The organism is Agrobacterium sp. ST15.16.024 (assembly GCF_027956545.1).
Classification (GTDB): Bacteria; Pseudomonadota; Alphaproteobacteria; order Rhizobiales; family Rhizobiaceae; genus Agrobacterium; species Agrobacterium cucumeris.
The window spans coordinates 208,683-230,101 of record NZ_JAQKGO010000007.1 but is presented as its reverse complement, the minus strand read 5'-3'; the positions used below and the strand labels follow the sequence as shown (position 1 = coordinate 230,101).

Below are 21,419 nucleotides of genomic sequence, written 5' to 3'. Positions count from 1 at the left end.
CATCGGGGGAACAATGTCGATTGCGTCAAGGATGTTTCGCGCGCGTGATCCGGAAGGCGGGACGCACCACCTGGCCTTCGGCCTTGGGGCGCTGGCGCTGGCGGCCGCGGTATTTTACGTCGATACCTATACCGACATAGAAGGGGCGATTGCCGTCCTTTATGTCATCACGATGCTTTTGGCCGCGCAGGCTGTAAGCTGGTCGGGACTGATCGCGATCTCCTGCGCCTGCGCCATTCTCTCCCTCCTGTCCTATGCAGCGACCCATGCGCAGGACGCGGATTTCCAGTCGGCGCTTCGGTTGGTCGTCGCCCTTGCAGCGCTTGCCGTCACGACCGTGCTGCTTCTGAAAACGGAGACCGCCCGGCTGGCGATGGTGTCGGTCAATACGGCACTGAAGGAGAGCGAAGAGCGTTATCGCTCTATCTTCGACCGTACGCGCGTCGCACTCTGGGAACGCGACTATTCGAAACTTCACGCCCTGCTGATGGGCCTCAAGCAACAGGGCATCACCGACATGCGCGCCCATGCCCGCGCCAATCCGGACTTTACGCAGCAATGCATCGATCTCATCACCGTCGTTGCGTCGAATGAGGCCGGAAAGGAAATGCTGGGTTACGACTCCTCAATCCGCGGCACTCTCCAGCAATCGATCGTTTCTTCTTCCGGCAAATTCGTCGATGTCCTGCAGGCGATCATCGACAACCGGCCTGTCTTCGAAGACAGGGTGGTGGTGCGCACAGACACCGGCGAAGACAAGCTGGTGCTTCTTTCCATCAGTTTTCCTGCGGAAGCGGCCTCCTTCAACCGTGTGGTGGTCAGCATGGTGGATATCACCCAGCGCGAAATGGCGCTGAAGGCACTGGCGGAGGCGCAGGCGGAGCTGACAAAGGCCTCGAAGGCGGCGGCCGTCGGCGCCATGTCCGCATCACTCTCCCACGAACTGAACCAGCCGCTTGGCGCCATCATCGTCAACGCGCAGACATTGCTGCGGTGGCTCGATCGCGATCCGCCGGATATTGCCGCCGCCCGTCGGTCGGCCGAACGCATGATCCGCGACGGGCAGCGCGCCAGTGAAATCATCCAGAACACACGCAGCCTGCTCGCCCATACGAGCGGCAAGACGGAAACCTTCGACCTGGATGAATTCATCGATGAAACGCTCAGTCTTCTGGAACATGAGCTGGAACGCAGCGGAACCACGGTATATGTGGAAAAAACCGCCACGCCGCCGATAATGGCTGTCAGGATCGAGTTGCAGCAGGTTCTCATCAACCTTCTCACCAATGCCATTCAGGCCATGGACGAGGCGGGCACCGGCAATCGCACCATCACGGTGCGAAAGGAGCGCGAAGACAGCGACAATATCCATATTGCCGTTCACGACAATGGACCGGGTTTCCCGGTGCAGATGAAGGAAAAGCTGTTCTCACCGTTTTTCACGACCAAGAAGACCGGAATGGGCATGGGGCTTTCCATCTGCCGCACGACACTGGAAGCGCGGGGCGGCAGGCTTACCGGTGACAATCATCCTCTCGGCGGGGCGGTCTTTACCATTTCCATGCCGGTTAGCCAGGAGATGGAACATGCCTGAATTGCGCAAGTCGGCAAAGGAGCCACCATCACCCATCGTGTTCATCGTCGACGACGATTTGTCGATGCGCGAAGCACTTACCGATCTTTTCCGCTCCATGAAATTCGATGCCGAAGCTTTCGACAGCGCCGCCGCCTTTCTCGAAAAAGCCAATCTGAACCGGCCCGGCTGCCTGCTGCTTGATGTGCGGCTTCCGGGCATAAGCGGCCTTGATTTCCAGATGCAGCTGGAACGCGTCGGAAACAGGATGCCGATCATTTTCATGACCGGATTCGGCGATATCCCCATGAGCGTACGGGCGATGAAGGCCGGCGCCGTCGATTTTTTGACCAAGCCCTTCAAGGAACAGGACATTCTTGACGCCGTTGCGGCGGCGATGGAAAGGGATGCGTCGCAACGCCGCGAAAGCGCCCAGAATGAGGCCGTCACCTCCCTTGCCGAACAGCTGACACCAAGGGAACGCGAGGTCATGGGGGCTGTTGTCCGCGGCCTGATGAACAAGCAGATCGCCTATGAACTCGGCATCAGCGAAGTTACCGTGAAACTGCACCGTGGCAATGTCATGCGAAAAATGGAGGCCAGATCGGTCGCCGACCTCGTGCGGAAAGCAGAGCTGATCGGCGAGAAGCCCAGGCCACCTGTATCTTAGTATGGTATCTTTCGCAGGGGCACGCGCGCATAGAAGATGAAAGAAAAACAGAAAAGGTCGCTTTCATTGCCCCCCGTTCCCGTCATTGCCGTCGTCGACGACGATCCCGCCATTCGCGAAGCCATGGATGATCTCATCATGTCCTTCGGTTACGAATGCCGCCTGTATGCTTCTGCCGAACACTTTCTGGAAGCGCAGCAGCAGACGGACATCGACTGCATCATCGTGGATGTGAAGATGCCCGGACTCTCCGGCATCGAATTGCAGAGTGAGTTGAACCGGCGCGGCGAGCATGCGCCGATGATCTTCGTCACCTCCTATCAGGATGAGCGCACCCGGAATGCGGCCTTGAACGGCGGCGCTTTGGCCTTTCTCGGCAAGCCGGTGAATATCGTCAGTCTGATCGGATGCCTGGAATCCGTTCTCGCCCGGCCGTCCTGACGGCTGACGCTTCGCCACCGGGCAAGTGAGCCAGCCCATATCCGCTCGCAGACAAGCCTTCCATCGCTTTAACTGCATCCTCTCAGGTAAAATTCGTCGCCACTTCATGCTCCGACGCCTGGCGTCCGGGCAGGCATTGCCGTTGAGCGGATACCTCACGGCGCTTACCCCGCCGCCAACACCTTCCGCTATACGAATTAGACCTCTGTATAGATGCCGGCTCCGCTTCTCCGCCGTAGCCTTTGCTCCAGTCAAGCGCTTCCCCACCGAACGTTCCTGACGACACCATCACCCCTTTTTAGGAGCAGGGTATGACCTCCATCAGCAAGAATGCCGACCAGCAGAGACCCCGTCGTCTCAAAGTCGCAGCGGTGTTGGCACTGGGTACGGTTGCCGTGCTCGGTGGCAATGCTTTTCTGATCAGGAATAGCGAACCGGCGCTTGCGGCCTCCGAAGACGTCGCATCAGCCAGCGCCTTCCGCATCCTCACACCGCAGACGATTGACAGGCTGGGCGGACTTTCCGCTCCCGTGCCGGCGCTCAGTGAAACGTCCGAAGGCACACAGGCTGTTCCGGCACTGGACAAGACATCCTGCATCGCCACCCGCGCCACGCGGAAAACCGACCGGCGCGACGCGCTCGATCCAAAAGCCTTCTGCCAGCTGCAACACCGCCTTTTTAATGCCGAGCTGATCGACCGCATCGCCGTGCTCCAGCTCGCATCGCAGACCCGCTCTATCGACACCTCGGCCGATACCTCGGCCCAATTCGCCATGAACAAGGAGTTCTGAAATGGAAACATTGACCAGACGCGCAGTCCTCGCAATCGGCGCCGTCGGCGGCACTGCTCTTGCCGCCAGCACGGCCGGAGCAGCATCTTTCGGCAATCCTGATCAGCCCGCCGAAGGAGCAATCAATGCCAATGCCGCGGGCCTCAGCGATCCCGGCCCGAAGAACCCCGCGATCAACGACCAGTTCCCATCCTTCCAGAGCCCGCCGGCGACCGATGTGGGCGACATGCAGCTCTTCTGGGGCTCGTTCAACAACGCCGCCAAACGTATCCAGAACGGCGGATGGGCACGCCAGGTCACCAAGTCGGACTTCGCGATTTCGGATGCCGTGTCCGGCGTCAACATGCGGCTGGGACCGGGCGGCATTCGCGAGATGCACTGGCACCGCGCCGCAGAATGGGCGATCATGACCAATGGGCGTTGCCGCATCACTGTGCTCGATACGCAGGGCCGCGCCTATGTACAGGATGTCGAGGCCGGTGATCTCTGGTATTTTCCGGCCGGTTACCCGCATTCGCTGCAGGGGCTTGGCCCTGAAGGATGCGAATTCGTCATCGTATTCGATGAAGGCGATCAGTCCGAATATGGCACCCTGCTTCTCACTGACTGGCTGGCGCATACCTCACCGGAACTGCTGGCCAAGAATTTCGGCGTCGCGCAGGACGTGTTCCGGAACATTCCGCTGCAGAACCTCTGGATTTTCCAGGGCAAGGAGCCGGGACCACTCTCCGGAGACCAGGAGGCCGTTGCCGGTGCCGGTCTTCCCCCGTTCCCGTTCACCTATAAACTCGCTGCATCAAAACCGCTGAAGGAAAATGCCGCCGGCATTATTCGCCTTGCGGACAGCAGTGCCTTCACCGTGTCCAAAACCATCGCCGCCGCCATTGAAACGATCAAGCCCGGCGGTGTGCGCGAAATGCACTGGCACCCCAATGCGGATGAATGGCAATACTGGATCAAGGGCGAAGGCCGGATGACCGTGTTCGACGCGGGCCCGCGCAGCCAGACGGCCGACTTCCGCCCCGGCGATATTGGTTACGTGAAAAGAAGCCAGGGCCACATCATCGAAAATACCGGGACGACCGACCTGCAATTCGTCGCGGTCTTCAAGACTGCCGAATATCAGGAGGTCAGCCTGTCCTCATGGCTCACGCACACCCCGCCGGCGCTGGTGGCCCAGCATCTCAATGTCAGCATTGAGGACGTGGCGAAATTTCCCGCAAACCAGCCGGCGATGATGCCGGGCTGAACATCCATGAGCCCAAAGACCGGCGTTTCGGCATGTCCGATCCGCCGGTCCTTGCCTACCGAGACAAGGCGACATCTGACCCGAATGGCCATTCAACTTGACGCAGCGTCCCGCGCCTTCAGCCACAGGCCGAATTCCTGAACAACGGCCACCACCTTCTCCAGCCGCCGGCCTTCCTCCGTCAGAGCATATTCCACCTTGATTGGCGTGGTCGGATAGACCGTGCGCGCCACGAGTTTTGCGTCTTCAAGTGCGCGGAGATCGAGGGTGAGCATTCTCTGGGAAATGCCCGGCACCAGTCTCCTGAGTTCGTTGAACCGCTTCGGCCCGTCCACGAGATAAGACACGATGAGCAGACGCCAGCGCCCGCCGAGCAGATGCATGGCTTGTTCAACGGAGCAGCCCGATACGGTGTCCTTCATCGGTTAACCTCTCAGCTTTACCAGGTATAATTTATGTACCTAGATGACAAGTTTTTGCGTTCTTACGTTTTTATACCGCCTGACCTACATGGAAGTCACGCCTTTCCTGCAACGGAAGAATGGTGCCGAAATCCATGGAGACCAATCAGAATGAAGTTGTATTTCATGCCCGCCGCCTGCTCGCTTTCTCCCCATATCGTCGCAAACGAGCTGGGTCTCGACGTCGAATTCATCAAGGTCGATCAGAATGATCGCACAACGGATCAGGGGAAGAACTTCTACAACATCAACCCGCATGGCTATATTCCGGCGCTGGAGCTTGAAGACGGCAACGTGCTGCGGGAAGGTCCCGTCATCGTTCAATATCTTGCAGACCAGAAGCCCGAGGCGGGCCTTGCACCGGCGAATGGAACCTTTGCGCGATACAGGCTGCAGGAGATGCTGAGCTTTCTTTCGACCGAAATCCACAAGGGCTTCATCCCGCTCCTTTATGCGCGTCAGGCTGGTGATTATATCGAGACGGCAAGGCCGAAGCTGGAGAAACGCTTCGCGTGGATCAACGAGCATCTTGCCGACAAGGATTTTCTGATGGGGGACAGGTTCACGGTCGCTGATGCTTATCTGTTTGCCCTGGCGGGTTGGGGGCAGGCCCCATGGCTGAAATCCTATTACAATGCGCCAATCCACTTCGATCACCTGCAGAACCTGCAAGCCTGGTACAGCCGCGTGAAAGGGCGCGAGGCGGTTCAAAAATCCATTCTTCAGGAGGGCCTGGAATTGCACTGACAGGGTGCGTGTCTGGCCTTCACATATCCGGAAACAGCTCAGGGATCAGGCGCGATCGCCGGCCCGCCTCAAGGAGACGAGCCGGCAGCTTCAAACCTACAGAGTGTCAGACTGCCAGAACCGATACAGCTCCGCGACATTGCTGCTGGTCATGAGCGGCATTGCGGCCTTGAGCCTTTCCGCCGGCCACTCCCACCATTTCATCTCCAGCAGGCGGGCAATGTCATCGTCATCAAACCGCTTGCGAATGGTTCTGGCGGGGTTGCCGCCGACGATGGCGTAAGGTTCGACATTCTTCGTCACCAGCGCCCGGGTTCCGATGACGGCGCCATCGCCGATCTTGATGCCGGGCATGATGATCGCTTCCGAACCTATCCAGACATCATTGCCGATGACGGTGTCGCCCGCCGGCAGATAGCCATTCTCGGCTTTCTCGAATTCCGGCACCTCCGGCATGAAAAAGAACGGGAAGGTGCTGATCCACTCGTTCCGATGGCCCTGATTGCCCGCCATGATGAAGGCGGCGCCTGAGCCGATGGAGCAGAAGCTTCCGATCACCAGCCTGTCCGCACCCTCATCCGGCAGCAGATAACGGGCGCAATCTTCAAAGCTGTGGCCGTGATAATATCCGGAATAATAGCTGTATTTACCGACGACGAGGTTCGGGCTCTTTACCTGCCTGTCGAGCGTGATGCCCCGGAAGGGGCTTTCGAAATAATTTTCCATCGAGTTAGTCTCACTGCATATGTTCGCATTCGCCTGCCTTCAGGCAAGCCGACGCCAAGCGTGAAGCCGGCCGGCTTCCCGCTCGATGCTCCTCGCGCTGCGGCGGGAGCTAGATGCAGGTGATACTCGAGGTTTTTATCATCCGATCTGATTAGCGCAAAAAGCCTCGAAGGCCAAGCCATGCTGACCGGCAGTGTGCGGGAAATCGCCTGGCGCTCGTCACCAAACTCGGAGCTGTTTGACCTATCGCACAGACGAAGCACACGCGATGCCACAGAGTGCCTCCGTAACCTCATGTCATCCCCACCGTGGCAATTGTCCGTCTTGGGTGAATCGGCAGGATGGGAATATAAAGCGAATTTCAGAGAGTGTTCGGGCGGGAATTCCGGCAATGATCACAAAGGCGACGACATGGCAGAAGGGGATGCGAATTCTGTGCGCGCTTGCCCTGTTCGCCATCGGTTTCGCCCATCGCGTGCCGGTGACAGAAGCCGGTTTTGCCGCAACTGAAATCTCCGCCTATATGCTGCCTGATGGCAGCCTGCCGGATCTTTGCCACATTTTCGATCACGACGATGGCCAGTCCCACCCCGACCGGCACGCCGTTGTTCCCCTCTGCGAGGTTTGCCGGATCGTGGCCGGCATCCTGCTGCCGCAACCGGCCGATATGACCGGCAGGCCGCTCCTCATCGAGACCGGTGAAGGTTTCGTGGCGGATACGGCCGCGTTCAGGCCAACAGTTCTTCTGATGAGCGCCGCGCCGCGCGCACCACCTCTTTCCGCCTGACCGCATGAAAGGCGTGTCCCTGCGACAGCCCTGAGGTCCTGCGGGCCGGCAGATGGGTTTCTCTCCTTCCCTCCCCGATGCCGCCCCAAAGGCCGGCCATGGCAGCCGTTTTTCCGGAACGGTGCCGGATTTCCGGCTCTTCCGCCACGTTGATCGGCGGGGCGCCGGGATCGGACGGGCTGGCAGGCGACACGCACTTTCCGGCTGGCACTTGCTGGCGTGCTCCTTGCATCTCCGGCATAGGCCAATATTACCGCAAAAGGCCTGCGGGACCGGGAAGTGACGATCCCTCGACACTGGTTCTGATGGCGATGCACGACCTCAATCTCGCGGCGCGACACGCGCCACGTCCGGAAAACCGCTTCTGAAACCTGCGGGTTCAGGCGCGCAGATACACCTCGACATTGCGAAGCGATGCGCGCAGCGTTTCCACCTCCCGCTCATCCATCAGGCTGAAGGCGGTCGATAGCGCATCGGCCGTGGCCGCATCGTCGGCAACCACGGAGACCCGCGCATAACGGCGCGCGCTGAGGCCCGTTCGCGGATCGAGGATATGACTGAATTTGCCGGCGCGGTCGAACTGGAACCCGGCGCCCGCCGAGGTCGCCACGGCACGGTCGGTGATATCGAGAACCATGTCAGGAAAAGTGGCATCTTCCGATTGCGCAAGACCGATGCGCCACGGCGCGCCTTGCGCATTATTGCCGATGGCGCGATTTTCGCCCATATCCACCAGGCTGCTCGTCACACCCGCATCCCGCAACAGGGCAACGATGCGGTCGGTAATATAACCCTGGGCAATACCGTTCAGCGTCAACGCCATGCCGCGCTGCCCCAGTGCAATACGGTTCGCGTCGAAACTTACCTTGTCGAAGCCCACCAGCGCCAATGCCTTTCTCATATCCCGTGCGGATGGGCCGGCGGGATCGGCACCGTCGCGCGAAAAATGCCGGGCATGCAGCAGCCAGAGCGGCTGTATCGTCGGATCGAAACGTCCGTCCCCAAGCCCGTGGAAGCTGCGGCACAATTCCAGCAGCTCCACCATTTCGGAGGGCGGCGTGGCAAGGGCACCGGTGCGATTAAGCTCGCTCAGCGCCGATTCCGGTCGAAACAGGCTGAAAATACTTTCGAGGCGCGCCACTTCGACCACCACCCTGCGCACGAGGCGCTCCGCCTCTGCTGGGTTTTGATGATTGAGCACAAGCGTTGCCGGCGCGCCGAGTGCCTGTCCCCGCCAGACAACGGGGGAGACTGAGGCAAAACCCCTGTCAGGTAAAAGCGGCAGGCCCGCAAAGGCAGCCATGAGCGTGATGAAGCGGCGACGGCCTGGTTTGTTATCCATGATCATGCGCCCCTTCCGCGGCCGGATCGTCCGCCGCCTCGCCACCGGCGCCAAGAATGTAATTCTCGGGCAGATCGTTGAATTTAACGACTTCGCCGCCGTTCTTGCCGACGAATTGCCTTGCTGCCGCCTCCTCGGAAAAAGGCACGGCTTCCTCCGCGCCCATGCCGCCGCGCAGGGAACTGCCGATCACGAAGAAGGCCTTGCGCGCGTCGATCCAGTTTTCCGCGCCGGGCTTTTCCCAGCTTGCAGCCTTGCCCATGTCGGACACGTAAATCGCCGCGATCTCCTTCGGTTCGTCCGGCAGCATGGTGAAGGCCACCGTGTCCCGGGCTGAGGAGAACCATATGGCTTCCGGTATCTGGCGCAGGATGATCTGCCCCTTCGGCCCGGCATGTTCCAGCACGTTCATGCCGCAATATCGCCCCATGGCCTCGGCGGTGAGCGAAAAGGGCGGCGGCGTTTCCGCCTGCTGCTCATTTTCGCAGGCGGCAAGCAGCAGCGAAGCCACAAGAACAAGGGCAAAACGGACCGTTTTCATACGTCCCTCCTTGAGAAAAACAGCGAAGCGAGGCCGAGCGGAACACCCGTCCAGGCGCAAAGGGCGGCAAGCAGCACGCCACCGGTGAGGATGGAATTTTTGGCAAGCCCGCCCATGCCGGAAAGGGCCGCCGCCCCGCCGCTGCCGAGATTGAGGAGCCGATAGGCATCCGTCGGATTGGCGAGCAGCAGGAAATCCAGCAATCCGCCGGGCAGCGAACGGCCCTGCGCCGCCACCAGCCCGCCAAGCAGGGCCATGTCGTAGATCAGCACGAAGAACAGCCAGATGCCGATCGTCACGCCGCCGGCCGTGCTGCGTTCCGAAGATAGCGCACTGACGAGATAACCGATGGCGACGAAGACCGCACCAAGCAGCACGGACGATGCCGTCATGGAAATAAACGACAGCCAGCCCTCAAGACCGGTGGCGCCGCCCATCAGCGCCAGCGCAAGCGCCGCCGTGCCATATCCGCAGGTGGTGGCGAAGCAGAGGATGGCGATGTGGCCGAGAAATTTGCCCAGAACGATCTGGCTGCGCCCCACCGGATAGGCGAGCAGCAGCAGCATGGTGCCACGCTCCACCTCACCCACGATGGCATCGTGGGAAATCAGCAGCGCAATCAGCGGCACAAGGAAGATCGTCAGGCTGGAGAGACTGACGATGACCACATCCATGCGGCTGGCGCCGACATTGCCGGTCGGTGCGCTGCCGAGAAACGTCAGCGTCAGGGCGAGCATTGCCAGCAGCAATGTCGTGGCCAGCACCCAGCGATTGCGCATGCCTTCGCGAATTTCCTTGCCGGCAATGATCAGGATATTGCTCACGACGCGGCCTCCTGGCTGTTCAGGAAATGGGCATAGAGATCATCGAGCGTCGGCTCGATGAGGCTCAGGGCTTCGATACCGGCGGCAGCAGCAGTGAGGCGGTGCAGCAGCGGCAGCCTCGCGGCATGCGCCCCCTCCGTCTCGTAAGCGCCGTCTCCGGTCGGGGTCCATTGCCCCGCGGGATCGGCGGGTGCTGCGGCCCCCCCCCCCCCCGTCGGGCGGGTACGGATACGCGACGGCAGGCTGGCGATCCGTCTCAGATCATCCAGCGTGCCATCGGCAATGCGCACGCCACAATTGACGATGATGACGCGTCCGGCCCGGTCTTCCAGTTCCCCCAGCGCATGCGACGACAGGAGGATCGTCGCGCCGCCTGCCCGCAATTCATCGACGAGGTTGTAGAAATTGCGCCGCAGGGCTGGGTCGAGGCCGCTGGTCGGTTCATCGAGCAGCAGAACCCTTGGTGCACCGAGCAATGCCTGGGCAAGGCCAAGCCTCTGCCGCATACCCTTGGAATAGGTACGAATGGGCCGGTCGGCGGCCACGGCGGCAAGGCCGACACGCTCGAACAGGCTGTCGGCGGATTGCATGGGCACCCGCTTGAGGCGGGCGTAGAAGGCAAGTGTTTCCCGCCCCGTCAGCGCCAGATGGAAAGACACGCTTTCCGGCAGGTAGCCAAGCGCCTGACGCACGGCGAAATCGCCATTCGCCGGGTTCTCGCCCAGCACCTCCACATGCCCCGACGTCGGGCGAATAAGCCCGAGCAACAATTTGATCAGCGTGGTTTTTCCGGCACCATTGTGGCCGACCAGAGCTACGGTCTCCCCTTCATGAAGGTTAAAGCTCAGCTCTCGCAGGGCATTGACCTTGCCGCCATAGGTCTTGGTCACATCGTGAACGCTTACGGTCGTGCTCATGAGCGTGGCTCCCTGGGAGGCTGCGGCGGCGACATCAAGGGATGACTGTCGGTGACCCCGCCCGGCAAAAGGGCTGGAAACCGCGCCTGCGCCCAGCGTACCACCTGCACGGCGGGGCTGCTGGTCAGCACCCGCGCCTGCGGCGCGGTCCACAGCACGCGGTCAATCAGATCATTCGGGCGATAGGGATTGTCGGCTATGCCGTCACCATCCAGATCGAAAGCGGGGTTGTCGCTCCAGTAATTGCCGCGCCCCTTTTCCGACCAGTCGACATAACGCGTGCCGACATATTTGACCTGGTTGCGATTGGCGATGAAGGCATTGCCGCTCATCATGTTGCCTTCCGAACCGGCGGTGAAATGAATGCCGATATCGCAACCTTCGAAACGGTTGTCGCGCAGGCGGTTGCGGTTGGCATTGTAGATGAAGACGCATTTTTCCGGGCCGGGCCGCATTCCCGAGGTATCCGCGGCAGTCTCGTCATCGGCGGGCGGAACACCATGTTCCTGCGAGCGGATACCGCGTTCGCTCCAGCGCGATGCGGGCTGCATATGGCCGCGCACCGTGTTGCCGGTGACGGTGGAACTGTTGGCGTAATTCAAAAGCAGGCCGTGGTCCCGGTCTCCGTCGGAGACGTTTCCAGTGATCTTCAGGCGGCTGGAAAACATGATGGCATATCCCACCGAATTGCCGGTGGAGACATTATCGCTGATCTCGCTATCGTTGGTGTACATGTAGTGGATGGCAAATCGCAGATTGCTGAACCGGTTACCGCTGAACACGTTGCGTTTGCTGGCATTGGTGGCGATGCCGTCGCGCCCGAAGCTGATGTCATTGCCGGTGACGCGTGCGCCGGGCGCGTTCCACAGGGTCACGCCGTTGCCGGTTTCGCTTAAACGGCCTTCGCCCGTACCGATAATGACATTGTTGCGCGCGATGGAATCGTCTGCGCCATGCAGATAGACGCCATACAGATTTCTTTCAAAGCGGCTGTTTTCGACAATCGCCCGTTTGGCGGTGCGGGCGACGAAGACGCCCGAATTCATGTCTTCCAGCGAACCGCCGGAGCCGGATACGATAATGCCGCTGAAGATCATGTCTTCGGCGGTGATGGTGACGACACTGCCCTGACCGGTGCCGCGAATGGCCGCACCCGGCTCGCCGCGCAGCGTAATGGACGTGCCAATGGTCACCGGCCCGGAAAAATCGCCGCTTTCCAGCACCAGTTCGTCGCCCGTCTGTGCGCGGTCGATGGCCTGTTGAAGTATTGGGGTCGCGGCAGCGGAAAGGCGGATGGTTTCAGCACCCGCCAGGCCGGGAATGGCGGCGACAACCGCCACCATCCCCCATCTCGCCGCATCTTTTGGATGCCTCATGCCTTTTTCGGCTCCACCAGCATGCGGCCCTTCATTTCCATGTGCATGGCATGGCAGAACCACGAGCAATAATACCACCACACACCGGGCTTATCGGCCTTGAAGGTGACGGATGCCGTGGCCTGCGGCGCCACTTCCATGTTGATGCCGTAATTGATGATCGAGAAGCCGTGGGTCAGGTCTTCCACCTCATCGATATTGGTGACGTAGACGGTCACCTCATCACCCTGCTTGACGGTGAAGCTTTCCAGACCGAAAGCGGGCGCCGCCGATGTCATGTAGACGCGAACCTTGTCGCCGTCACGAATGACTTCGGAATCGATCAGCAGATCGATGTTGTCGGCCTTCGCCTGGGCCACCGCATCGGCAAAGAAGCTGTCGTCGCGGCTCCAGATGCTGACCGGGTTGATCTTGGAATTATGGACGATGGTGGCGTCATGCGGCTCGGCAAAGGTGGGGTTGTCGTGAACCAGCACCATCTCGTCGCCGGAAATATCGATCAGCTGATCGTTTTCCGGTTTCAGCGGACCGACGTTCAAATACCGGTCCTTCGAGAACTTGTTGAGCGAGATCAGCCATTTGCCGTCCGCATCCTTGGTCTGGCCCATGGATGTGTGGTTGTGGCCTGGCTGATACTGCACATCGAGCTTCTGGCGGACCGGATTGACCTTCTCGCCCTTGTAGGCGCGTTTGGCATCCTCAAGGTTCCATTTGCAGATCTGGCTGTCGATGAACAGCGTCGTATAGCAATTGCCGCGACCGTCATAGGCCGTGTGAAGCGGCCCAAGACCGAGTTCGGGTTCCGCAACGACGGTATCACGCGGCTTGATCTTGTCGGCGAAAAGGTCGTCGAACAGCCGGACGTCGAAGACGGTGACCGTCGGCGACAGCTTGCCATTGGCGACCACATGGATGCCATCCGGCGCGGTGTTCATGCCGTGCGGGCCGTTGGACACCGGGATGTAGCGGGTGAATGGCGAGCCATGGCGACCATCCACAACCGGCACACCGCCCATTTCCTTGAATTCGCCCTTGGCGACAGCTTCCTCGATGCGCTTCAGGTTGAAGACGACGATCCAGTCCTGATCCTTCGCCATCATTTCCTCGAGGTTCACGCCCTCTTCGGAATTGTAGCAGGTGGCGAAGGCATATTTGCCCTGATAGTCGGCATCGACATTGTCGAGATTGCCGTCGACCATGACCTGCCAGGCAACCTTCATCGTGTCGCCGTCAATGGCCGAGAAGATGGCGTGATACTGCTTGTGATCATCGAGAACCGAACCGTCATTGGGGATCGGCACCCGGTCCTCGCCATTGGCGAAGACATAACCGGTGCGCGGATATTTCTGCACGCGCAGGCCGTGAACTGTGTGCTGGTTGGGCAGCTGGATGATCTTGTCACATTTCATCACGTCGAGGCGAATGCGGCAGACGCGGGTATTGGCCTTGTCATTGGCGAAGAGATAACGGCCATCATAGGTGCCTTCCGTAAAGGACGGATGCGGGTGGTGCAGGTCACCGTTGAGATAGATGTCGCCCTTGTCCTTCAGATATTCCTTCGTTTCAGGCAGCAGCCCCTCCGTCAGGATCTTGCGGCTTTCATTGGTCTGACCCCAGCCGGTGGCGCTATCGCGGTTAAAGACGGGAATACGCATCAGTTCACGCATCGACGGCAGGCCGAGAATGCGCAGTTCACCGCTGTGGCCGCCTGAGAAAAAGACGTAATATTCGTCCAGTTCACCGGGCTTGACCTCAAAGGCCTGTCCGCCTGCGGCGAGCGCCGGCGCCGCCGTGATGCTGGAAACCGCCAGTGCGCCGCCGACCGTCGCCGCGCCCGCCACCGCGGCAACCGCCGTGGAGCCGAGAAGCTGGCGCCTGCTGAGGCCAGTTTCGATATTTCGATCCGACATGTCTTCTCTCCTTTGATGGTGGCTCAGGCCTGTTCGCCAGCCACTCCTTCATCTGTGCCGATCGGTTTGCCCTTGTGGGTAACCACGGTTTTCGGACGCTCTTTTCCCTTTTCCGGAGGGGTGGAGAGCGCCACGAATTTTTCCCGCTTCAGCCGCACCTGAATCATGTGCGGACAGCGGTGGTCGTCCTGGTAAAGCTCCTGGCAATGCATGCAGTAGATGCACTCGTTGACGTTGATCTGCCCTTCGGGGTGGATCGACTGCACGGGACATTCCTTGGCGCAGCGCTGGCAGGGCGAGCCGCATTCCGGCCAGCGTTTCAGCCATTCGAACATGCGCAGGCGACCGGGAATGGCGAGTGCTGCACCCAGCGGGCAGAGATACCGGCAATAGAAACGTTCGATGAAAAGACCAGCGGCGAGCAGCGTCAGCGCAAAGATCACGAAGGGCCATTCGCGGGCGAATTTCAGGATGATCGCCGTCTTGAACGGTTCGATCTCGGCAAAGGTCTCCGCCAGCGCCAGTGAATAAAGCGACAGGCCGAAGAGGCCGAGGAAGATGATGTATTTGACGGGCCAGAGGCGCTCATGCAGCCCCCAGGGCAGCTTGACCTGCGGCACCTTCAGCCATTTCGCGACGCCGTTGGTCAGTTCCTGAAGCGCACCGAAGGGGCAAAGCCAGCCGCAGAAGGGCCCACGCCCCCAGAACAGCAGACCCGCTGCAACCGCTGCCCAGAGAATGAAGATCAACGGCGCGGACAGGAAGAAATCCCAGTGGAAACCGGAGATCAGCGCGTTGATGAATGTGAGGACATTGACCACCGAAAGCTGCGCATTGGCATACCAGCCGAGCCAGACCAGCGCGAAGACCAGATAGCCGCGCCTGATCCAGCCGAACAGCCTGGGACGTTTGACCAGCCAGTCCTGAAAAAAGAAGATGGCGGTGAGAACCAGCAGCCCGGCAAAGGTTACGGCGACCGAGACGCGGTTCATTTCCCAGATGCTGACCCAGAGCGGCGCGTTTTCCAGATCGAACGGCACATCTGCCGGCGTCGTTGCTGCGGCCGCCGGTGGGGCCACGGGTGGGGCTGCGGGCGTCTCGATGCTAACGTAGCCGGCGGGCAGCGTGTAACCGAGATCGTATGGCATCGTCGCCTTGTCGCGCACACCCGTGGTGCGCTGCACCAGCAACTGTAACTCCCACGGCTCCGTCACGTCGAAAGCGAAACTGTCAGGGATCACGTAAAGGGCGATTTCACGCAGATGCGGCGCGCCCTCGGCGGCGATCTGCGTCAGCCGCGTGTGATCCCGATCGCGGAAGCGAATGCCCTGCCCGTCCTGAAGCAGCTCGATACGGTCGAAAATGCCGCCTCGTACATAACCCGACCCCTTGAACGAATAGGCGCCGTCACCCGCCACGAGAATGGCGGACTGACCCAGCTTCAGGCGTTTTACCAGCCTTCCGTAACCTTCTTCACCCAGCAGGCTGCGGCCGATGGCGGGAACGCTGACCGGAGCGACGTAGAGATCGATGAACGGGTCCTGCGGATTGGGCGCTTCCGGTGTCCGGGCCGCATCCGGCTGGCCGGCCTTTGAAAAGGCATCCGAGACTTCACCGACACTGAGGCGCAGGGCGCGGATGGAACCATCGCCGAGCAGCGTCTGCCAGTCGGAAACCTCCTGTTTCGAAACGTCGAGTTTTTTGACCGGCTGCGGCGACGCAGCCGCGACTGCAGCATTTGTGCCATCTCCCAGCCTGCCACTGCGAACGAGTTTGACCGCCGAGCGGACGACGCTGTCGCCCATTACAAGAACGGTCACCGTCGCGCCGCTGACGATATCGACCTGTGGCGGGCGTTCCGCACCGGCAGCGACCTTGGCCAGATCTCGGCCGATCACCGAATTCAGCGCAGCCACGACCCGGGTTTCCGGTATGCCGATCAGCACGATCGGCTCCTTGTGATCGACAAGCTTCAGACCACGCACGACGCCGGCCCTGTCAATGCCGACAACGATGTGAATCGGTTTTCCAGAATAGCCGGTCGAATTGGTGAAATCCGAGTTGAGGTAAGCGTAACCGGCGATATCGTTGCCCTTGTAGACGGGCACGATGGCAGGCTCCCCCACCGGCTCGCCGAAACGATCGGCTGCGGCAAACAGCTCCGCCGGCTGAACCTTGGCGAGATAATCGACAAGACTGCCGGCAGCGAAGGCCTGGCCTGCGAGGGTGAAAAGCGCGATCAGAAAAGAAAGAAAAACAGCCAGACCTTGTTTCCCGATATGAGTATTTTTCGGCATTGGGCATTCCATCGGGGTGCGACACGACCTTCACTCCCACGCTCGGCCATGTCGCATCGGTCGGGCCTCGGTGGGTTGAATGCAAAATAGTCGCGCCGCCGGATGCCTCATTGATCCAGAACAAATACCGCGTTGTTTGATGTGGCAGTGTGGGACAAGGATTTTGAAGAGAAACCCATGTCTAGACTGAATGCCGAACCGCCCGTTCTGACGACGATGCACGCCGTGCTGGAAACCGCAGCCCGCATGGAACAGGAAGCAATCGATGGCTATGTCGCCCTCAGACAACGAATGCTGGATGAAAACCAGCCGGCGCTTGCCGCCGTTTTCGAACGGCTGATTGCCGAGGAGGAAACGCATCTGCGTCAGGTCGGCGTATGGGCTGCCGAGACGGTGCCGACCGACACTGCGGCCACCATCGCCGCCCCGGACCTTTCACCCATGTTCGATGCCGAAGGCGCCGATATGGTGCCGCCGGAAACGCTCGACGCCTACCGCGCTTTTTCGGCCGCCGTCAGGAACGAGGAACGGGCATTTATGTTCTGGAGCTACGTTGCCGCCCAGGCGCCCAGCGCCGACGTGCGGCAGGCGGCGGAAAAAATGGCGCGCGAGGAACTCGGCCATGTCGCGACGATGCGCCGGGAAAGGCGTCAGGCGTTTCATGCCGCAAGGGTCGCCGCACCACCGGGAGACACGCCGGATATTCTCGGGCTGGAGGAGCATTTTTTAAAACTCCTCACCGCTGTGGCAGAATGGCAGGACGATCAGTCCTCAAGGGCATTTATCGAGGAAACGCAGGCGCGTATCAGCTCCATCCCCGGTCTGGCATTCCGTCGCAAGCCACGATTGTCCGGGCAACTGAATCTGGTGCTTGGTCAGCCGGTTGCGCTTTGCGGCATCCTGCTCGACTATTATCTCGACGGGATGAACTGCGAGAAATCCGAACCGGCTCTGGACTTCTGCGCTGCCGCCGCGTCGCAGCTCGTCCGTTGCCTCACCTTCTTGCGCAGCCTCGCTTCCGCGGCTTAATGACGTTCCTCGCCCGTCGCGAACATGCGGCAGAAGCACTCGAAACTCCACCTGTACCCTGCAGCCGGATGTCATTGACCGCGACAAGCCGCTGGGCGAGATAGCCCTGCCGAAACCGCCATGTGAAAGTGAAATCCCTGGCGGATTTTCAGGCGATCGGTGCTCACCCGATAATCTCCAGCAGGTTAACTTCCCGTTTTGACGAGATGCACTAAAATAAGCGGACTCTGATATTGGATTCGCCGCACCCGGTTGTTATGGCTTGCGGCAAGCACACGGTGCCATCATGCGACTTAGCACCATCACGAACCTGGCCTATGCCGTGACCCTCGTGCTCACGACGGTATCGGCGACCACATTCATTCTGTCAGCCAGAAGCGCTTCTCAAGAACGGGTGGCCATCCAGGATCACCTCCAGTTGAATGATCTTGCCGAGGAACTGGCGCTCATTGCGGACGAGCGTACCGAGGAGGCTCGTCTTTACGTCATGCGCGGTGACGAGCAGCACCTGGCGAAATTCTACGTCGACGAAGATCAGGAAAAGCACCTCGAAAACGCCGTGGATAAGCTCTCCGCGCTCGGTGTTTCGCCGGAAGAGGCAGGCTCATTTCAGGAGATCCGCAAGAGCGCTGACGCGCTGGACAGGATGGAGCGAGAGGCCATCAGCCTCTATCGATCCGGCCGCCAGAACGATGCACAGCAGATTCTGTTCGGCGATGAGCATTATCGGCTGCATACGGGGCTGATAAACACCGTCGCTGGTTTGAGAGAGGGTATCGCGGCCCGCTCGCAGGCAGCGGTTGACCAGGCAAAAAGCCGGAGCGATTTCTATGGATCGATCGCCAAGGCGATGCTTGCGCTCACCGCCCTGATGTTTGTGGCCGTACTTTATTTCGTCCTGACCAGACGTGTTGCCGCGCCGCTTATCCGGATGAGCAATATCGTTACGCGCCTTGCCAGGCAGGACTACAGTATCGATGTGCCCGACGAGGGACGTCGTGACGAAATCGGCGACATGAACCAGGCCATCCGCATCTTCCGCAGCAACGGGCTTGAGCGGGACCGGCTTGACGCGGAGCACCGCAAGAACCAGCGCATAAAGGACCTGATCCTGCAAATGATGCATCGGATTCAGGCATGTCAAAATCAGGATGAATTGTCCGACGTCGTTTCGAAATTCATGCCGCAGATTTTTCCCGCCATCGCCGGCCGCCTGCTTGTCATCAAAGAACACAGCTCGGTCCTCCAATCGACGGGGCAATGGTCCAATCCGTCGTTTTCCGCTCCGGAGTTTTCGATCGACGATTGCTGGGCGCTCCGGCGCGGGCGTCCCCATGCCAGTAACCCTGATGGAGACGACGTCGCCTGCCATCACATCAAGGGCAATGTCGGAACAGGCCTGTGTATACCACTCACGGCACTGGGTGACACCGTTGGCCTGTTATATCTTGAAATTCCGCAGGGTAACGAGACACTGGAGACCGAGAGACTATATCTGGAACTCCTCGCCGAGAATGTCGGCCTTGCCGTCGCAAATCTCCAGCTTCGGCAGCGACTGGTCGGCATGGCGAGACAGGACGCCCTGACGGGTCTCCTGAACCGCCGGTCTCTTGATGAGGAACTGAACAGGCATATTGGGAAGCCAAGCCAAAATCTCGCCTGCCTGATGCTCGACATAGACCATTTCAAGCGCTTCAATGACCGCTTTGGCCATGACGCCGGAGATGCGGTGATGCAATATGTCGCCCAGGTCCTGTCAGAAGCGATCGGTGGTCTGGGTGAATTATTCCGTTTTGGCGGCGAGGAATTCACCGTGCTCATGCCGGCTGCCGGTGTTGAAGATGCCATCAAGGTGGCGGAGAAACTGCGGCACGCCGTCGAGCGAGCGCCTTTCACCTACCGAGGTCGCCTGCTTGACCCAATCACCATATCGATCGGTATCGCGACATCACCGGATGCGGGGACAGTGAGCAGCGTGTTGGAACGCGCGGACGCCGCGCTTCTGAACGCCAAGCAGACAGGCCGAAACCGGTGGGTTTCATCGGACGAACTATAAACTAAAGAGCCTCCAACCCGTTAGGCTGGAGGCTCCTGTCTGCTATTCAAAGCCGATCATTTTCGATAGGCGAGACCGCCCCAAATCCGCCCTTCATCCCGATGTCGACCGCCATGAACGGCACCGATATAGGCCGCGGCAGATGCCACAATGGCTGAAGCCGCCAGCAGGAATGCCGTGAGGATGCCTGCAACGCGTGCCTTCTCAGCCGCATCAGCTGCCTTTGTCTTGGCGTCGTCCAGTGCCTTCTGCGCCTGGGCCTTCATGTCATCGATCTGCTTTTGAGCTTCATCGACCTTTTTCTGCGCTTCGGTTCGCACGGCCTGAACACGTTCAACCGTCTCGTTTACCCTTGCCTGCGCATCGGTCTGGCTGATGCCGGTGCGAGCCGCGATCTGATTTGTGAGCCAAGTTCTGTCTGCATCGGAAATCTCACCGGTCGTGAGCAGATTGCCGAGAATGCCGCTGATCTGCCGCTGATAATCGCCAGCGGTTTGATCACCCTGCGGCTGGGCGGCCTGCGCATCCGTTCGCAACAATGTATCGGTGAAGTAGTCGATGGGATTTGCCCTCATGCCCTGCGGAAGCATCTGCTCAATGCTGGGCGCTGCAGCCTGACCGGCACCTTGCGCGATACCGCCCGCGGCACTGCCAGCTCCCGAAATCAAGCCGCCTGCAACCTGACCGGCGCCTTGCACCACTCCGCCAACAGCCGATCCGGTGGCTTCAACTGCGGTTTGCGCCACACTTCCCACGGCTTTCGCTCCGCCGGACAACACGCCGAGCGCAAGGAACGCAGAGACGACCGTGCCGATCCCCCAGACCACCAGGCCATTGAGACCGTCTCGAACAGTCTGTTCGTTTCGATCAGCCTGACCGGCTGGGCGACGCATCCGGCCGGTGATGTAGCCGCCCAGCATGTAAGAACCGACCATGGAAATAATAACAAACAGGCCGGTTATGATCAGCCAGATCGAGCTGACCTCGCCGCCATCATCCACCGAGATTGAACTCAGGCCCAATCCGCCGGCAAAGGTGGTGAGTACCGCCATGGCCCCAGATGCAATGACCGCGCCGGCGAAAATGGCAGGCCAGTCGACATAGCTGCGATTGGTTTCAGTACCGATTGAATCGACCATTAGCGTAACCCCAGCAGTGAAAGAATGAACAAGACGATTACGACGAGCCCGACGAGATAGATGATAGAGTTCATAGGGTATCCCCTCCGAAAGGACGATAAATCCTCCGCGTAGCGGTTGATTATGTGCTGGTGACAGGTGCGAGCTGATTGCTCTACAGACCAAACTCGTAGCGCCTGAAAAAGTTTCACGACGGCAGGTTCGGATAAAGAAAACCCCGCCGAAGCGGGGTCTGTTGGTTACCAGTTCTGACGACCATACCAGTCGTCAACGTCCTTCTTTGTACGATCCTTCTCGTAACCGTAACGTTCCTGGAGCTTGCCTTCGAGCTGCTCGCGCTTGCCGTTGATGACGTCAAGGTCGTCGTCGGTGAGTTTGCCCCACTGCTCCTTGACCTTGCCCTTCATCTGCTTCCAGTTACCTTCGACACGATTCCAATCCATTTGGGCCTCCCTTTGCTTTGTGGTTACGCCATGTAAATGACCGCACATCGCAGAGGTTCCGAAATAGATCACCGGCGGGACATTTCAATCGTGGAATATG

Annotated in this window: 21 protein-coding genes; 10 read left to right on the top strand and 11 right to left on the bottom strand. The window is 59.9% G+C overall.

From position 1 onward, the window contains the following. The first annotated feature begins 13 nt into the window (after positions 1 to 13). The 5 genes from PL640_RS19955 to PL640_RS19935 all read left to right on the top strand — a co-directional run bounded on the left by PL640_RS19955 (position 14) and on the right by PL640_RS19935 (position 4,724). Entirely contained in the window at positions 14 to 1,594 is a 1,581-nt protein-coding gene (locus tag PL640_RS19955; protein WP_271363198.1) for a PAS domain-containing sensor histidine kinase, read from the top strand. After that, entirely contained in the window at positions 1,587 to 2,243 is a 657-nt protein-coding gene (locus PL640_RS19950) for a response regulator transcription factor (protein WP_142842056.1), read from the top strand. The genes PL640_RS19955 and PL640_RS19950 overlap by 8 nt, the downstream gene beginning before the upstream one ends. Before the next feature lie 66 nt (positions 2,244 to 2,309). Beyond that, on the top strand, positions 2,310 to 2,684 hold the full coding sequence (locus tag PL640_RS19945; RefSeq protein WP_142842055.1) for a response regulator transcription factor: 375 nt from the start codon (positions 2,310 to 2,312) through the stop codon (positions 2,682 to 2,684). 311 nt (positions 2,685 to 2,995) lie between these two features. Beyond that, positions 2,996 to 3,475: a hypothetical protein gene (locus tag PL640_RS19940; protein WP_271363197.1), complete on the top strand. Its 480-nt coding sequence runs from the start codon at positions 2,996 to 2,998 to the stop codon at positions 3,473 to 3,475. A gap of 1 nt (position 3,476) precedes the next feature. Then, positions 3,477 to 4,724, top strand: a complete 1,248-nt coding sequence (locus tag PL640_RS19935; RefSeq protein ID WP_271363196.1) for an oxalate decarboxylase family bicupin — start codon at positions 3,477 to 3,479, stop codon at positions 4,722 to 4,724. 92 nt (positions 4,725 to 4,816) lie between these two features. On the opposite strand, the gene PL640_RS19930 is transcribed toward PL640_RS19935, so the two are convergent. Further along, the gene (locus PL640_RS19930) at positions 4,817 to 5,146 is read right to left on the bottom strand and encodes a winged helix-turn-helix transcriptional regulator (RefSeq protein WP_161991371.1); all 330 of its coding nucleotides are present in this window, start codon (positions 5,144 to 5,146) and stop codon (positions 4,817 to 4,819) included. Positions 5,147 to 5,296: 150 nt separating this feature from the next. On the opposite strand from PL640_RS19930, the gene gstA reads away from it, so the two are divergent. Continuing rightward, entirely contained in the window at positions 5,297 to 5,932 is a 636-nt protein-coding gene (gene gstA / locus PL640_RS19925; protein WP_269700037.1) for a glutathione transferase GstA, read from the top strand. Positions 5,933 to 6,028: 96 nt separating this feature from the next. Here gstA and catB read toward each other — a convergent pair whose 3' ends face one another. Beyond that, positions 6,029 to 6,658: a type B chloramphenicol O-acetyltransferase gene (gene catB / locus PL640_RS19920; RefSeq protein ID WP_271363195.1), complete on the bottom strand. Its 630-nt coding sequence runs from the start codon at positions 6,656 to 6,658 to the stop codon at positions 6,029 to 6,031. A 391-nt stretch (positions 6,659 to 7,049) separates the two neighbouring features. Between catB and PL640_RS19915 the strand changes: the two genes are divergently transcribed. Both PL640_RS19915 and PL640_RS19910 read left to right on the top strand, forming a co-directional pair. Beyond that, complete coding sequence (locus PL640_RS19915) at positions 7,050 to 7,445, top strand: hypothetical protein (protein ID WP_271363194.1); 396 nt, start codon at positions 7,050 to 7,052, stop codon at positions 7,443 to 7,445. Between the two features lie 98 nt (positions 7,446 to 7,543). Further along, positions 7,544 to 7,813 carry a hypothetical protein gene (locus PL640_RS19910; protein WP_271363192.1) on the top strand — a complete coding sequence of 90 codons (270 nt, stop codon included), beginning with the start codon at positions 7,544 to 7,546 and terminating at the stop codon, positions 7,811 to 7,813. 11 nt (positions 7,814 to 7,824) lie between these two features. On the opposite strand, the gene PL640_RS19905 is transcribed toward PL640_RS19910, so the two are convergent. From PL640_RS19905 to PL640_RS19875, 7 genes are read right to left on the bottom strand one after another with little or no spacing between them, the layout of a single operon-like run. Then, the gene (locus tag PL640_RS19905; protein ID WP_271363191.1) at positions 7,825 to 8,787 is read right to left on the bottom strand and encodes an FAD:protein FMN transferase; all 963 of its coding nucleotides are present in this window, start codon (positions 8,785 to 8,787) and stop codon (positions 7,825 to 7,827) included. Then, on the bottom strand, positions 8,780 to 9,328 hold the full coding sequence (locus PL640_RS19900) for a nitrous oxide reductase accessory protein NosL (RefSeq protein ID WP_137087952.1): 549 nt from the start codon (positions 9,326 to 9,328) through the stop codon (positions 8,780 to 8,782). Before PL640_RS19900 ends, PL640_RS19905 begins: the two co-directional genes overlap by 8 nt. Then, positions 9,325 to 10,152, bottom strand: a complete 828-nt coding sequence (locus PL640_RS19895) for an ABC transporter permease (protein ID WP_271363190.1) — start codon at positions 10,150 to 10,152, stop codon at positions 9,325 to 9,327. The genes PL640_RS19900 and PL640_RS19895 overlap by 4 nt, the downstream gene beginning before the upstream one ends. Beyond that, positions 10,149 to 11,069, bottom strand: coding sequence for an ABC transporter ATP-binding protein (locus PL640_RS19890; protein WP_271363189.1), 921 nt, complete (start codon positions 11,067 to 11,069; stop codon positions 10,149 to 10,151). The genes PL640_RS19895 and PL640_RS19890 overlap by 4 nt, the downstream gene beginning before the upstream one ends. Beyond that, complete coding sequence (locus tag PL640_RS19885) at positions 11,066 to 12,445, bottom strand: nitrous oxide reductase family maturation protein NosD (protein WP_271363188.1); 1,380 nt, start codon at positions 12,443 to 12,445, stop codon at positions 11,066 to 11,068. The genes PL640_RS19890 and PL640_RS19885 overlap by 4 nt, the downstream gene beginning before the upstream one ends. Further along, positions 12,442 to 14,355: a TAT-dependent nitrous-oxide reductase gene (nosZ, locus tag PL640_RS19880; RefSeq protein ID WP_046801298.1), complete on the bottom strand. Its 1,914-nt coding sequence runs from the start codon at positions 14,353 to 14,355 to the stop codon at positions 12,442 to 12,444. Before nosZ ends, PL640_RS19885 begins: the two co-directional genes overlap by 4 nt. A gap of 23 nt (positions 14,356 to 14,378) precedes the next feature. Then, positions 14,379 to 16,652, bottom strand: coding sequence for a NosR/NirI family protein (locus PL640_RS19875; RefSeq protein ID WP_271363187.1), 2,274 nt, complete (start codon positions 16,650 to 16,652; stop codon positions 14,379 to 14,381). A gap of 177 nt (positions 16,653 to 16,829) precedes the next feature. On the opposite strand from PL640_RS19875, the gene PL640_RS19870 reads away from it, so the two are divergent. Both PL640_RS19870 and PL640_RS19865 read left to right on the top strand, forming a co-directional pair. After that, positions 16,830 to 17,681 (top strand): ferritin-like domain-containing protein, encoded by an 852-nt coding sequence (locus tag PL640_RS19870; protein ID WP_271363185.1) that lies wholly within the window; start codon positions 16,830 to 16,832, stop codon positions 17,679 to 17,681. 286 nt (positions 17,682 to 17,967) lie between these two features. After that, entirely contained in the window at positions 17,968 to 19,737 is a 1,770-nt protein-coding gene (locus PL640_RS19865; protein ID WP_271363184.1) for a diguanylate cyclase, read from the top strand. Between the two features lie 56 nt (positions 19,738 to 19,793). Here PL640_RS19865 and PL640_RS19860 read toward each other — a convergent pair whose 3' ends face one another. Continuing rightward, positions 19,794 to 20,876 carry a hypothetical protein gene (locus PL640_RS19860; RefSeq protein ID WP_271363183.1) on the bottom strand — a complete coding sequence of 361 codons (1,083 nt, stop codon included), beginning with the start codon at positions 20,874 to 20,876 and terminating at the stop codon, positions 19,794 to 19,796. Between the two features lie 239 nt (positions 20,877 to 21,115). Then, complete coding sequence (locus PL640_RS19855) at positions 21,116 to 21,319, bottom strand: CsbD family protein (protein WP_142842040.1); 204 nt, start codon at positions 21,317 to 21,319, stop codon at positions 21,116 to 21,118. Between the last annotated feature and the right edge of the window lie 100 nt (positions 21,320 to 21,419).